This is a genomic window from Sarcina sp. DSM 11001, assembly GCF_900101015.1.
In the GTDB taxonomy this organism is placed as follows: Bacteria; Bacillota; Clostridia; order Lachnospirales; family Lachnospiraceae; genus CAG-791.
Genome location: NZ_FNFZ01000007.1, coordinates 81,995 through 95,633, shown reverse-complemented (window position 1 = coordinate 95,633; position 13,639 = coordinate 81,995). Strand labels below are relative to the sequence as shown.

General features: G+C 51.7%; 9 protein-coding genes. All 9 read right to left on the bottom strand.

Translation table 11 applies throughout. The features are described 5' to 3' along the window. Positions 1-28 precede the first annotated feature (28 nt). The 9 genes from BLT02_RS05210 to BLT02_RS05165 all read right to left on the bottom strand — a co-directional run bounded on the left by BLT02_RS05210 (position 29) and on the right by BLT02_RS05165 (position 13,630). The gene (locus BLT02_RS05210) at positions 29-889 is read right to left on the bottom strand and encodes a hypothetical protein (RefSeq protein WP_092992267.1); all 861 of its coding nucleotides are present in this window, start codon (positions 887-889) and stop codon (positions 29-31) included. 466 nt (positions 890-1,355) lie between these two features. Then, positions 1,356-2,579 (bottom strand): hypothetical protein, encoded by a 1,224-nt coding sequence (locus tag BLT02_RS05205; protein ID WP_092992265.1) that lies wholly within the window; start codon positions 2,577-2,579, stop codon positions 1,356-1,358. 7 nt (positions 2,580-2,586) lie between these two features. Then, positions 2,587-5,556 (bottom strand): putative sodium/potassium/calcium exchanger, encoded by a 2,970-nt coding sequence (locus BLT02_RS05200; RefSeq protein ID WP_092992263.1) that lies wholly within the window; start codon positions 5,554-5,556, stop codon positions 2,587-2,589. 186 nt (positions 5,557-5,742) lie between these two features. Next, on the bottom strand, positions 5,743-6,681 hold the full coding sequence (locus BLT02_RS05195; protein ID WP_139187424.1) for a phosphatase PAP2 family protein: 939 nt from the start codon (positions 6,679-6,681) through the stop codon (positions 5,743-5,745). A 153-nt stretch (positions 6,682-6,834) separates the two neighbouring features. Then, positions 6,835-8,397: a 4-alpha-glucanotransferase gene (gene malQ, locus BLT02_RS05190; RefSeq protein ID WP_092992259.1), complete on the bottom strand. Its 1,563-nt coding sequence runs from the start codon at positions 8,395-8,397 to the stop codon at positions 6,835-6,837. Positions 8,398-8,744: 347 nt separating this feature from the next. Next, positions 8,745-9,821: an acyltransferase family protein gene (locus BLT02_RS05180; protein WP_092992256.1), complete on the bottom strand. Its 1,077-nt coding sequence runs from the start codon at positions 9,819-9,821 to the stop codon at positions 8,745-8,747. After that, positions 9,785-10,951, bottom strand: coding sequence for a glycosyltransferase family 2 protein (locus tag BLT02_RS17090; protein ID WP_175453698.1), 1,167 nt, complete (start codon positions 10,949-10,951; stop codon positions 9,785-9,787). The genes BLT02_RS05180 and BLT02_RS17090 overlap by 37 nt, the downstream gene beginning before the upstream one ends. Before the next feature lie 7 nt (positions 10,952-10,958). Next, entirely contained in the window at positions 10,959-12,107 is a 1,149-nt protein-coding gene (locus BLT02_RS05170) for a polysaccharide pyruvyl transferase family protein (RefSeq protein ID WP_175453697.1), read from the bottom strand. A gap of 83 nt (positions 12,108-12,190) precedes the next feature. Beyond that, positions 12,191-13,630: a lipopolysaccharide biosynthesis protein gene (locus BLT02_RS05165; RefSeq protein WP_175453696.1), complete on the bottom strand. Its 1,440-nt coding sequence runs from the start codon at positions 13,628-13,630 to the stop codon at positions 12,191-12,193. Positions 13,631-13,639: the final 9 nt, after the last annotated feature.

Below are 13,639 nucleotides of genomic sequence, written 5' to 3'. Positions count from 1 at the left end.
AAGAATTTCCCTTTTATATTCCTCTCAATTATATTCCTCTCAGCCCTTCCCTGGCCACTTCCGCCGCCTCCGGTTCCATATTGCAAAGCAGGGAATAACAGGGGACATCTTCAATGATCCGGGCCAGAACAGAAATGACCCTCTGCATCTTTTCTCTGTCTCTGAATTGATAGGTCTGCAGGAACAGTTCCCTGAAAGCTCCCGCATTATCAAGCGGACTGATTTCATTGGCTTCGCCGCGCCGCAGACGTACGACTGCCCTGAGCGGAGCTGCGATCTGTCTCCCCAGACGGTGTTTGCCGTTCCAGGGTGCGCCGCAGATCAGGATACCATCATCAGTCACTCGGATCAGAGGTTTGTCATCATTGATCATGATGACCTCTTTACCAAACCTCTCCCTCCACAGCCGTGAATGCGTGCTCTTGCCGGTCCCGCTCGGCGCAGTAAAAAGGACGCCCTGGCCGTCCACACAGATTGCAGAACCATGAAGTTGGATGATTTGGTGTTCGATCAGGACGGTAAGCATCTTTCTACGCAGGGCATTGATCTCATGCCAGTAGTCGTCCATAAAAGGGATCTCTGCCCCTTTATCCTGCCAATGGCGCAGAAACAGAGCCTTCTCTTCTCTGATCTCCTCCGGTCTTATCCCCAGAGAGACTATCGGTGTATTGACGGCGCTGATCCTGACTCCATCAGCAGTCCCAGGCGTATTTCCGGTGTATTCCGGAAGGTCTTCATACCCTGCGAAGCACAGAGCTAACTGGCTGCGGTTGACTGGATCAATTTTGAATCCGACTCCTGCGAGATTAAGGATCAGCTGCCGTCGGGGGACGCCTGTCGGCATTACAGGCTGTCTGAAAGCCTGAAATTTCGAGTCAAAAACTATCATAACACAATTGCTAGAGTAAATTCCATGGAACGAATATTCCGGATAGTATCTTATTTTTCGTTACTGTCCACGCCCACTCGAAGGGCGTGGACATGTAACGCTTGCGCGCGGCGATTCCAATACGCTTCGCGTGCGCCGCGCGCCGTTGAACTCGGGTTTTTCGCGAGAAGCCGCGAAAAACGCCTCGAGTTTCGAGCCGATCTGTACTGTAACTATTTTTCTGTTATTGAAAACTTTCAGGATCTAATGCATCTCCGGTTCCGGTGTATGTTTTCAATTCCGCTTCATCAAATAAATCGATTTCCATTACGGGAGTTTCATATTTTTCCATTTTTAACTATTCCTTTCCTGAAGCTGGTTCACTACTGCCATAGAATTGCAGGTTTATAAACTTTGCACACTGTGCGGAAATGTATTCTTTCATTTCGTTGTCGTCATCAAAGAAAAGTCCTTGATATCCCCTTAATCAAAAGAACACGATCGGCAGTTCGTTCTTTTCTCTTTCCCTGATTTCATCCCTGTATTCACTCTCGCCGTTTTGTTCTCCGGAGCTATTCTGTTCTCCGTTTTCCCAATCGTCAGCAGGACCAGTGGGATTCTCCGGTCCTACGTGGGAAGCAGAATCTGCAGGATCCTGGTTCTCTGTCCCGGGCCGGGCGCCGGAGCCTGTATTGTCCTCTGTCCCGGGCCGGGCGCCTGAGCCTGTATTGCCCTCTGTCCCGGGCTGGGCGCCTGAGCCTGTATTGTCCTCTGTCCCGGGCCTGGCACCGGAGTCTGTATTGTCCTCTGTTCCGGACCGGACACTGGAGTTTGTATTGTCCTCTGTTCCGGACCGGACACTGGAGCCTGTATTGTCCTCTGTCCCGGGCCGGGCGCCTGAGCCTGTATTGTCCTCTGTCCCGGGCCGGACACTGGAGTCTGTATTGCCCTCTGTCCCGGGCCGGGCGCCTGAGCTTGTATTGTCTTCTGTTCCGGACCGGCCACTGGATTCTGCCGGTTCTACTGTCTCCGGCTGAACACCGGGCTCAGTGGGCTTTTGTCTCTCCGTATCCTCCTCCTGAAGATCGTCGGGAGGCAGGACAGCGCTCCCCGGATCAGGGGAATCCTGATCCCGCCTGTCCTCATCGCTGTTTTCTTCAGAATCATTAAAGTCCTCAGTTTCTGTTGGGTAAGCGGGATCTGGGCGATCCTCCGTCTCCGTCCGGGTATCTGAATCCAGGAGGTCTCCGGGATCAGCAGGCTCATCGGAATCCGTATCTGTGTACTCCTCCGTCTTGTCAATGACCTCAGGTGCTGCCTGCCCCTTTGTCTCTGTCTGACCGGGTGCTTCCGGGCGATTCTCCGTTTCCGGAGCCGGTCTCTGAAATCCGTCAGCAGGCAGGGCAGCCTTATCTGTGTCCTGTCCCCTCTCCCCTGCGGAGTCTGTCTGCCCGGCAGCAGGACCTGCATCCGGATCCGCAGGCGCAGATACCTGCCTCGGGATTTCATCCTTCAGATCAGAAGGGGGATCAGGCTCAGCCGTCACAGTTTTGACCTCGCTGCTTTGACTGTCGGCTTTAACCGTCTGTTCCATTTCTATTTTCGTTCTTTGCTCTTTACCGGTCCTGACCGCTGATATCCCGATGCCTGCTGCAAGGAACAAGGCAATGACAGCGCCTGCGACCAGACCGATTTTCTTTCTGGAATTCACAATATCATTACTCCCCGGACACTGTTTCCCAATATTTATAAATGGCTGTACAGAGATTTTTCAACTTATTGTTCCCTTTTTGAAGCTTGGAATAACAATAAGACAGCGGGCCATAACTTAAAGTACAGACAACCTGCGACTGTTCCTTTGGTCTTACCTCAAGTGTATGCATCTCGTTCCATCTATACGGTTCTATATTCCCAATGACCATACATTGTTTATCCAGAACGTCATTATATCCCACTTCAATTGTTTCACCTGCAGGAGTGGTTTTGCTTGTTGAGATATCACAGCCATCGATCAGAATATCAAAATCTTCGATACCCTTGCCCTCGTCTGTTTCATAGGTGAAAAGCAATGAAATATAGGTCCCAAGCAGCAGTGTCGCCTGTTTCAGATGAAAACCTCCGTTGTCTTCTTCCCTGGTCAGCGTATATTTGTACTCGCTGAGATCAGGGTCAGGGCCCAGTTCCCTGTCGATACTGCCATTTGCGCAGTGGTCCGTATTATATCCAAAATACTCCTGTGCGTACCCGCCCAGATTAAGCAGTGCTTTTGCCAGTTCCTTTTCCTTTTCGGAGTAGTTCCCATACCAGCTGCCACGAAGGATTTCTTCAGCATAATCCTTTACGGAATAAGTCTTTTCTGTACCTTCCACGCCGCCTATGACCATGCGGAAGCTGACTTCATCCGCCATCTGTTTGATCCACAGATCATATTCAAAGGCATAGACTTCAACATCCTCCCCCGTATAGTCTGTGATCGTAAGCTTCCGGCAGCCCGGTTCTCCCACCCCTATATCTGTCATTTCGTCATTGCAGAGGAACTCCATGTAATCATCCTCTGCCAGATCTGAACCCTCAAGAGGTTTTACATATACGATCAGGCCGACCTTATCCGTCAGATGCACCTGCACACCTTTGATCATCACCCTGTCGTCCACCGGGTTCGGCTCAGGCGCATCGTAATCACTTCCGGAAAGAGTTAAATCTTCAATTTCAAAGGCTTTCTTAGTGTCGTCATCATAGACAAAACTGATTGTCCCTCCGGGATAAATGGTGACCGAATAGCTGCCGTTGCCAAGATCAGTTTCCACTTCTCTCGCCGGCCATTCTTTGGTATATCCGTCCTCAACACTTCCTTCCATTCCCTTAAGGAAGAGCTTCCCGTCTTCACCGGCGGACCCCTTGTCGGAATTGGTTATATCAGCGATATAATTGCTTCCGTCAATATGAACGATATTCCATTTATGGCCTCCCTCACCGGTTCCGCCGGCCATGTTTCCCGTTACAGAATAGGCGTATGTATCGCCTTCAAAAGTTGTCAGCTCACATAAATACTGGAATGCTTCCGCATAACCCTCACAGACTACATTTGTTGAGTCATCACCATCAAATACATTGAGGAGGGCCCATGCGCCCTGATCGTCATAACTCAGGCCCTGAGCTCTCGCATCCTCGTCGTAAGACACCAGATCGCAGATTTTCTCCTTATAGTAGTTGAGTTTGTAGTAGTCCGACATACCCTCCGCATTGCTGACGATCCTCCTGGCATTGTCAGCGGCGTAAAGGACTTCCCTGATTTTGTCAGAGTTGATTGCAAACTCATCGCCATCCGGATCAGCGAACCTCTGAATCGGGTTCAGGCCGACAATATAATACTCTCCGCTCAGGTGTACCACCGAGTCATTTCCAGTTCCTTCCGGCCAGAAACTGAACTCTGCCTGATAAGCAATACCTGCTTTAAGAGGAAACATCTCATAGGCACAGTCGGCAAGCAGACATGTCTGGATCCTGGCAAAATCCATAGGAAACTTTTCACTTAATGCCTGTGCTATCCCGGGATTCTCAGAGCCGCTTTCATCAACTATATAATCGAGGCCCAGATCCTGGGCTGTAAAATCAATTTTCCCTCCCGTAATCTCTGTTAACGGAACTTCAACTAATCCTGAATCTCTTTCTCCTCTGACAATCTCACCTGCCGCTTCTGCAAGCCTGGTATAGAACAGCTTGTCCGGTCCGGTCAGATAAGATCCAGAGTTCTTTTTATTTCCGGATCCAGATCTGTCAGATGTGCCGGCTCCAAAGAAGACAGCATTGAGGAACTCTTCATACTGTTCCTCCTCATCTGCTGTTTCTTCTCCAATAAAAGTCATTTCGGGCTGCACAAGCTGTTTTTGCCCTTCATCAGATTCCTCTTTCTGCTCTTTGGCCGTTTCTTCAATCGCTGTATCCTGAGCAGTGTCAGAAATCGTCTCCTCCTCTTCAAAAACAGCTTCTGCCTGAGGCACTCCGGAGACAGAATCAGCACTCTCCTGCTCTTCCTTTACCTCCTGTCGCCCTTTCTCTTCTTCCGCCTTTTCTGCTGATACCTCTGTCTCTGTCAGTTCGTCCGGGCTGTTGATGATTTCCTGCTCTTCTCCATCAACTGTTTCGGGAAAAGCAATTTCAGCGCCTTTCTCATTGGCTGTTTCGGGAGAGACAGTACCGTCTCCTTCCCCATCAGCTGTTTCGGGAGAGACAAGACTGTCTCCTTTCCCGCTGCCAGCTCCGGGAAGGGCCTCACTGTCCTCTTCTCCTTCGGCAGTCCCGGAAAGGGCTTCACTGTCTTCTTCTCCTTCGGCAGTCCCGGAAAAAGCTGTGCTGTCTCCTTCATCAGTCCCGGGAAGGGCCGCATCGTCTTCTTTCCCATCGGCAGTTCCGGGAAGGGCTGCGTCATCCTCTCCTTCATCAGCAGCAGCTCCGGAAAGGACCATATCGTCCCCTGCCCCTTCGGCAGCTTCAGCGAGGACAGAGCTGTCCTCCTCATATTCAGAAACAGCCATATCTGTCTCTTCACTTTGTCTGTTCCCTTCGCTTTCTATTTCCATCCGGGAAGAATCCACTGTCTCCTCTGCCGCAAGTACTCCCGACGGAACCATTGAGAAAACCAACACTGCGGACAAAATCGCTGCTATCAACCTGTTCTGCCTGATCATATTTATCCTCTCTTCCTTCCCCCTCATGTCCAAAAGACGGCACAAGAGAATCTTAAATGTAAAAAAGTAAAATAAGTATAGCACAATCCTGTATAAAACAAACAAAAATTCCAGACTTTGTCAAATAAGTGTCAAAAAATGAACGAAAAAAAGCAGGCTGCTGACAGCCTGCTTTCATTTCTTTCATTAATTTCTCTCTACACAATTAAAGAACAGCGGAAACAGAAAGACGACATAAAACATCTGTACAAAGCAGGAGACCAGGGTTCCTGCCGCACCGGAGATCCCTGACGCGATCAGGGGTACGAGGATCAGACTGACTGCATAGTAGGTAAAAAGACCGACCGCTAAACGGGTGAGTCTGCGGTAAGGGGAGATCTGTGTCGTAAACCTGACCAGGCGTCTCTCCAGGATCCAGCCGATCAGGAAAGCCATGCACCAGCCCACACCCTTGAAGGTATCCCTCGCCATTTTCGCGCCGTCCACGATCAGCTTTCCCTCCAGGTCATAATCCGCAGGATAGGGTTTGACTGCCGCATAGGTTGCAACCAGCACAGCAAGGATCAGCCCGACCACGGCTACATACTTATCTTCTTTAGGATGGATAGCGATCCACCGCATGAGGAGGTAAGTCAGGACCATGACCAGAAGTCCTGCGGAAACACCGATAAGGACGTCCTGGGGGGTGTGCACACCGAGGTAATTGCGGCTGAAAGCCACCAGCGCTACAGTCAGGGCAAATATAATACGGGAAGCCCTGGAAAAATCACTGCGGACAAGACAGCCTCCGTAAACTGAAGCGGCATTCATGGAATGGCCGCTGGGAAAAGAGTAACCGGTCGCCGTGGCCATCGTGGCAGCATTCGGAACGACCCGGGCATCTCTGATCCATGGCCGGTAGACACAGGCTGTCACTTTCAACATTCCGTTGACCAGCCTGTTGCCGCTCCAGCCCATCATCAGGTAAGCCCCCATATCTTTATCGATACACCAGTAGACGACGGCCATGATGACCAGCACTGTATTCATTTCTCCCAGAAAAGTCATCTTTTCCAGAAATTTGAGAAAAATGCCTCCGCCTCCTTCTCTGAATTGCTGAAGAACCAGCAAAATACTAATATCCAATTTATTGTCTCCTTTATAAGGTTTTACGCATCGTTTAGTAAAATGCAATCCTGAGACAGGGGCTCCCGGAGCAGACACAATTGATTCAATGAGGACACGTCCTTCTGACAGGTTTATCAGCTTATTCTATCTTTCGGATTGCTTTTCGGATCATTACTTTTGGGGTTTCTTCTCTTCTTTTTTATCTTTATCCGTTTTATCCACTTTCGGCAGCCTTCCATAGGTCTTTGTCAGGTCATAAATGCTGTGGGCGAGCTCTTTGGAAAGGAAATCCGGCAGGACGCGCCACTGCCAGTTGCCCTGGGCAGTGCCGGGGGTATTGAGGCGGGCCTCCTCGCCCTTGACCAGATAATCCTGGATGGGGATGATGCAGAGGTCACAGACGCTGCGGAAAGCCTCACGGATGAAGTCCCAGGTAAAGGCGCCGTAGTCAGTGTTCTCCGAGTGGATGAAGCGGCGGGCGAAGTCCCTGTCGTGGTCGCTGCACTGCTCGATCCAGGCGCGGGTCGTGGTGTTGTCGTGAGTGCCGGTATAGACGACGGCGTTCTTCACATGGTTGTAGGACAGATAATAGCTGGATTCGCTGGGATCAAAGGCGAACTGCAGGACCTTCATGCCCGGATATCCTGTCCCCTCGAGCAGTTTCTCTGTCGCGGGGGTGATGTTCCCCAGATCCTCCGCAATAATGGCGACCTCACCCAGCTGCTTTTTCACAGTCCTGAAGAAGTCGATTCCGGGGCCCTTGACGACGGTCCCGTGTTCCGCTGTCTTGTCTCCGTAGGGAACCTCGTAATACTCCGCAAAGCCGTTGAAGTGGTCAAGGCGGACAACATCATAGAACTCAAAGTTGCGGGCGAAGCGCTGGATCCACCAGTTGTAACCGCCCCTCTTCATCTTCTTCCAGTCATAGACAGGATTGCCCCAGAGCTGACCTGTGGGGGAGAAGGCATCAGGCGGGCAGCCCGCCACAACGGTCGGGACCAGGTCCTTGTCAAATTTGAAAATATCGGAATGAGCCCAGGTCGCAGCACTGTCCATTGCCACGTAGAAGGGGATGTCGCCGATGATCTTGATGCCCTGTTCTTTCGCATAGGCATGCAGTTTTTTCCACTGGCGGTCAAATTCAAACTGGAGGAAACGGTAGAAGTCGATGTCATCGGAGAGTTCCTGCGCCGATGCCTCCAGGGCTTTCTGATCCCTGAGCCGCTCACCCTTCTCCCAGTCGGTCCAGGATTTTCCTTCATATTTTTTCTTCAGAGCCATATAGAGGGCATAGTCAAAGAGCCAGTAGTGCTCTCTATCCAGATACTCCTGATACTCTGCGTGATAAGCGCTGTGGCTGGGCGAGGACTCCAGAGTCCTGAAGCGGTCAAAGGCGATCCTCAGGACGGTATAGCGATAGTTGTACATAGCGCCATAATCGACCTTTTCGGGATCGCTGCCAAAATCAAAGCGGTTCACTTCATCCCAGGTCAGAAGCCCCTCTTCGATCAGCTTCTCCAGGTCGATGAAATAGGGATTGCCCGCAAAGGAGGAGACAGACTGATAGGGGGAGTCCCCGAAACCGGTCTGGCACAGGGGCAGGACCTGCCAGTAAGACTGGCCGGCTTCCTTCAGGAAGTCCACGAACTCATAGGCTTCTTTGGAAAACGCGCCGATGCCGAAACGTGAGGGCAGGGACGAAATGGGGTAAAGAATTCCGCTTTCTCTTTTCATTGTCAATATTCCTTTTTCCTTTCAATAATGCCGTATCTGTTCCGGTCCATACAGGATTCCCGGTTTTGCCGGATCATTTGATCATTTTGATGCAACAGGAGCCTGCTTATGAATACCCTGGGATACAGCCGTCCAGGCAAGTCAAATGACAGATTCCATTATGAACTATGAACAGACCTTGCGATCCGGATTACAGATTTACAACGGCGGTGAACAGTTACTTGCTGAAATCTCCCCTGGCAGAATGGGCTTCATCCCTTTCCGATGCGGGAAGTTTCCGCAGTTTATCTATAAAAGCAGTTCTGCTTTTATATACATTTATACCTTCTCAATCCATTTATACCTTTTCAGGCTTTCTCCCTGAACAGAATGCCGCAGATGGTGTCCACGATCTTTTTGGTAATGAGACTGTAGATGATCAGGAGAACAAGATAGACCCCGATCACGCAGGGGATCTGGACTTTTTTCCCGACGACCTGAAAGATCTTGACCAGGATGCCGTGATTGAGGTAGAGGGTGTAGCTGTAGTTCGAAACGAAAGCGATCACCCTGTTCTCAGACAGAGCCCGGCTGACGGGGTTTTCCCCGGCGGTCAGGGACAGGATCAGGACGAGGAAGGCTGTGACGGTCACCATTTCTCCTGAGAAGTCAGTGAACAGTCCCAGGAAGATCAGGATCACAGATACGATCTCCAGCAGGAGACTGACTGTCTCTGACAGCTTCACATGGTCCATAACAAGCGCACAGAGCAGGACGCCGACGGACATGTCGTTCAGGCCGCGCAGAAGGGGAAAAGAGACGGGTCCCATATAGCCCCAGGTCTCGAGCCCTTTGCCATTGCCCATCAAAAAGGTGAAGGTCCCGACAGCCAGAAGGGGAGCAGCGATCTTCAGAAATTCATTTTCTCTGACGGACAGAAAGCTGTAAATAAGAAGCCCGGCAACCATCATACAGGAAATGTACCAGCAGGGGAAGTTGTATCCGCCCAGATGGAAGATGCCGGTGTTCTGCAGCATCAGAAGCTCATTTACCGCCTTGCTCAGGTCAAACTCCCGGTTGAGTACGCCCAGGACCAGGATACAGACCAGGGCGGCAAACAGATACTCCGGATACAGCCGGCGCAGCCTCTTTTTCAGATAGGCAAAGGTGCTGTGCTCCTTTTCCGCCCTGAAGGACCGGTAGAGAAAAAAACCGGCCAGAATAAAGAAAAATTCCACGCAGAGGTAGCCGTGCCTGAGGCAGGTGTCTCCTCCCGGAAAGGAAGAAGCGTGGTGAATGACGATCACAAAGGTGAAAAGAATCCTGAAAAGCTCTATACTCAGGTTGCTGTTCTTTTTACGTTTCTCTGTGTGTTGTTTTTCTGTATGTTGTTTTTCTGTATATTGTTTTACTGTATGCTGTTTTTCTGTGTGTTGTACTGGCATGACTTGTCCCTTACTTTTTTTTTCAATTCCCTGTCTTTCCCGAAAAGGACATCCTTCGCTCCCCGCAGCCCCGACATACACGCCGCATATAACGGTCTGCTGAAGCGGTAAAATCTGAACCTGGCCCTGTATGCGCGCGGCAGGACCGCAAAAATCCGTTCATCAGAATAGCCGGTTTTTTCCAGAAAGGTGTTGAACCTCTTTTCCAGTGATTTTTTTTCAGGATAAAGCACATAAAAGACCAGATACTGGCGGACATATTTGCTGACCGTCAGGTCTCTGTATTCGCTTTCCCCTGAGAGGCTGAAGGCGCGGGCAAAAGCCCTGAGCAGGGTGAGGTTTCGGGCTGTGAGCGCGTGTGAGACGGACTGTCCGGCGACAAAGTAGTTGTACAGAGCCCGGTCTGTCATCTGGACAGTGGCGCAGCAGCGCAGATACTGCTCCACAAACAGCATATCCTCCCCGACATGGATTTTTTCATCAAAACGGATGGAATAGTCCCGGATGATCTCAGCACGGAAAATCTTGTTCCAGAGAAAGCCGTTTATGGCTTCATCGGTAAAGACCCTCTTCATTGTCTCAGTGCCTGTCAGGCGCTCCCGGGCGGGCAGGACAGGGTCTGAGCTTCCGTCCTCCCGGACTATGTTGTATCCGCAGACAGCGATCTGCGCATCGGTGACGGCTTCCGCCAGAGCCCTCAGGAAATCCTCCTGCACAGTATCGTCGGCGTCCACAAAGCAGATCAGATCCCCCCGGGCATTCTGCAGAGCCAGGTTTCTGGCGGCCGCAGGCCCCGCGTTGGCCTGCGACAGGACGCGGATCTGCTTAGTGGAACAGGGGACGATGCCCTGATCCGCTTCTGCCGTTTCAGATGCAGTTGCCCGGGGGACGGTTCCCTGGTCCGCTTCTGCCGTTTCGGATGCAGTTGCCCGGGGGACGGTGCCCTGATCCGCTTCTGTCGTTTCGCAAAAGCCGGCGCAGATCTCCGCTGTCCGGTCTGTGGAGCCGTCGTCAACCACGATCACTTCAAAATCCGGCCAGTCCTGGGCCAGAAGGCTCCGGATAGTCTTTTCTATCGTCTTCTCAGCATTATAGGCCGGCACGATCACTGAGATTTTCTGAACAGTCATTTTGCTTTTATCCTTTCAGGGCATCTGTCAGTCTCTTCAGGCACTGCCGGGCCAGCTGTTTTCTGGTGCGGGTGACAGCTCTGTAGTCGATCGGCTCATCGAGGTCGAGCTGCTCAAGCTGCTCACAGGTGACGAAGCGGCCGCCGAGGCCTAGTTTGTCCAGGATCCCGCTGATCCGGACATCATTTTTATATCCCCGCTCCGGGCTGCCGTCGTTGATGCTGACAAATTTTTTTTCAAAAATGATGGAAAACGCTGTCCCGTGGAAGGAGTCCGTGACCACATAGGCGGCATGCCGGATCAGACTCAGGTAATCACCCGGCGCAAGGGCCCGGGTAACAGGCCGGATCCCCTTTTTCCAGAGTTTGAGATAGGTGCGTCCGCCCTTTGCCATTTCAATGGTATAGACGGGAAGTCCCGTCCGCCTGCCGATCTCCCGGGCCGCGCGGACGATGGATTCGTCATACCAGACATAATAGACAAAGATATATCTCTCCCTGATCCGTCTGGGAGAGGTGATCCGGACGTATTCCTTCTTGTCGTGCAGAAGGGTCGGGTCAAGGGCAAGGTCTACCGGTCGCTCTCCTCCCAGGAGCTCACGCAGCTTTTCGACGCCGTCGATCTCCCGGCAGGAAAGGTAGTCGAAATCACTGATCCACTGCCGGTAGGTCTCCCTCTCCCCGGGATCTTCCAGGGAGTCGAAGGAACCTGTATTGAGGCTCACCGCATAGGCGAGCTTGCGGCAGGGAGCGTCGAAGGGCAGAAAATAGATCTTGTCCGCGTCCGCGGCGCTGACATTCCAGATCTGGTCGCTGCCGCAGATGATGGCATCGTACTGTGAGCCGATCGCCGTATAATCGTCATCGTGATGCCAGGTCACCGGGCCGACGGGAAGGTGGTCTCTGCGAAAACGGGCAAAGCCGCTCTTCTGCCGCTGCAGGATACCGCTGACCGGCAGCCTGTTGAGATTCCGGATCAGAAAGCGCGGAGTACCCGGTTTCAAAAAGACGTCGTACATCTCCCCGTATTTTTCCGGCTCATAATCAATGATCTGAGGCGTGTACCCCTCCAGCGTCAGCGCCCTCTGGAGCGCCCAGCACTGCAGGACAGAACCGTAATTCACAGATTTATGAAAAGTCAGGATTCCTATCATCATATCTTCCTTAAAAGCAATATCCTTTATTTCTTTTTCTTTGCGGACCGCACTCATCCGGGCCTCGAAGTGCAGAAAACTTATAGTTATTTCTTTTTCTTTGCGGACCGCACCCTGCCGTAAAGATCCTTCACAAGGTCTCTCTTGAGATAGAGGACGAGCAGGATTAGGAGGTTGATGCTGTAGCGGATCAGGGCTTTGTCGTAGAAAAAGATCATCGCGATCGTAAAGAGAAGAATCGCCGCGGACAGGACCAGGAGCCTGCCGGAGCGGAACACACCGGAGACCCCCAGGGCCTTTTTCACGCTGGCGGTCATATACAGGTAATGGCACAGGGCAAATACCGCATAGCAGAACAGGGTCGTGTAGGCGGCGGCGACATAGCCGAAAAGCTTGATGCCAAAGTAGTTCAGGACGATATTGAGCAGGGCGCCCGCCATGGAGATATACATGGTGAACTTGTTCTGGTCAAAGAAAAACTCAACATTGGCAAAGGCTGTGTACATAAAGGAAAACACGAGCCCGACGGCCACCGGCGGGATGACGTAGACAGCCTCATAGTAGCTGGGAGGCGCAAGAATGTGCATGATCTCCGGGGCGAAGGAAGAGAACACAAAGGCACAGGCCGCGACGCCGATAAAGATCAGAAAGAGCACGTCGTCCAGCTCACGAAACTCCTGCTTCTCCAGCTTGTTATACTGCCAGGGGATCAGGGCATTGTTGATGCTCTGGGTGACGATCTTCATGATCATGCCCGCATTATAGGCGACACCGTACAGTCCCGCAGCCGCCATGCTGACCAGCTTCTGGACCATGATCCGGTCAAACTGGTCCAGGATGTACTGGGAGACATAGTGCATCAGGAGGGGGATATTAAAGAGAATGGCGAATTTCGCGTACTCTTTATTAAACCAGGTCTTTGCCTTCCTCCGGTTGTACACAAACAGGCTGACCCCGAAACAGAGATTGACGAAAACACAGGAAATGATCCTGGCGTATCCTTTTTCTGTTGTCATCAGGACAGCGGCAACACCCAGGGCGGCGTTGAGCCCCGTCATCAGAAGGGTGCGGTAGACGACCGGCTTATAGATGTATTCGTAGCGTTTCCGGATCGTCCAGAAATCGATGGCCGGTGTGAACAGAAGCTCCAGGAAGATCGCGACCATGACAAAGGTCGGCAGCTCGGTCAGGGCATTGACCTGCTTTCGAAAGACCAGGTAGACCGCAAAGAGGGCGGCGGCCAGCAGGAAGGTAATGGTCTGCATGGTGGAGGTGTATCCGTCCCGGTCCTCCTTGAATTTGCTCATTCCCTTATTGAACACGGCGTAATTGAGACGCAGAGTGACAAAGATCGTAAAGATCTGCAGCCAGGAGTTGTATACGTTGAACTGGCCGTACTGCTCGGTGCTCATCAGCCTGGTAAAGATTGGCAGCGTGATCATCGAGATGCACTTCTGCAGGACGCTGCAGACTATAAACCATATGGAAGCTTTCGCGGCAATCGGGATTGCCCTGTAGCGATTCAATAATTTTCC

Bases quoted from the DNA above. Each gene is read 5' to 3' on its own strand.
- BLT02_RS05210 (WP_092992267.1), bottom strand. From the start codon at position 889: ATGATAGTTTTTGACTCGAAATTTCAGGCTTTCAGACAGCCTGTAATG.
- BLT02_RS05200 (WP_092992263.1), bottom strand. From the start codon at position 5,556: ATGATCAGGCAGAACAGGTTGATAGCAGCGATTTTGTCCGCAGTGTTG.
- malQ (WP_092992259.1), bottom strand. From the start codon at position 8,397: ATGAAAAGAGAAAGCGGAATTCTTTACCCCATTTCGTCCCTGCCCTCA.
- BLT02_RS05180 (WP_092992256.1), bottom strand. From the start codon at position 9,821: ATGCCAGTACAACACACAGAAAAACAGCATACAGTAAAACAATATACA.
- BLT02_RS17090 (WP_175453698.1), bottom strand. From the start codon at position 10,951: ATGACTGTTCAGAAAATCTCAGTGATCGTGCCGGCCTATAATGCTGAG.
- BLT02_RS05170 (WP_175453697.1), bottom strand. From the start codon at position 12,107: ATGATGATAGGAATCCTGACTTTTCATAAATCTGTGAATTACGGTTCT.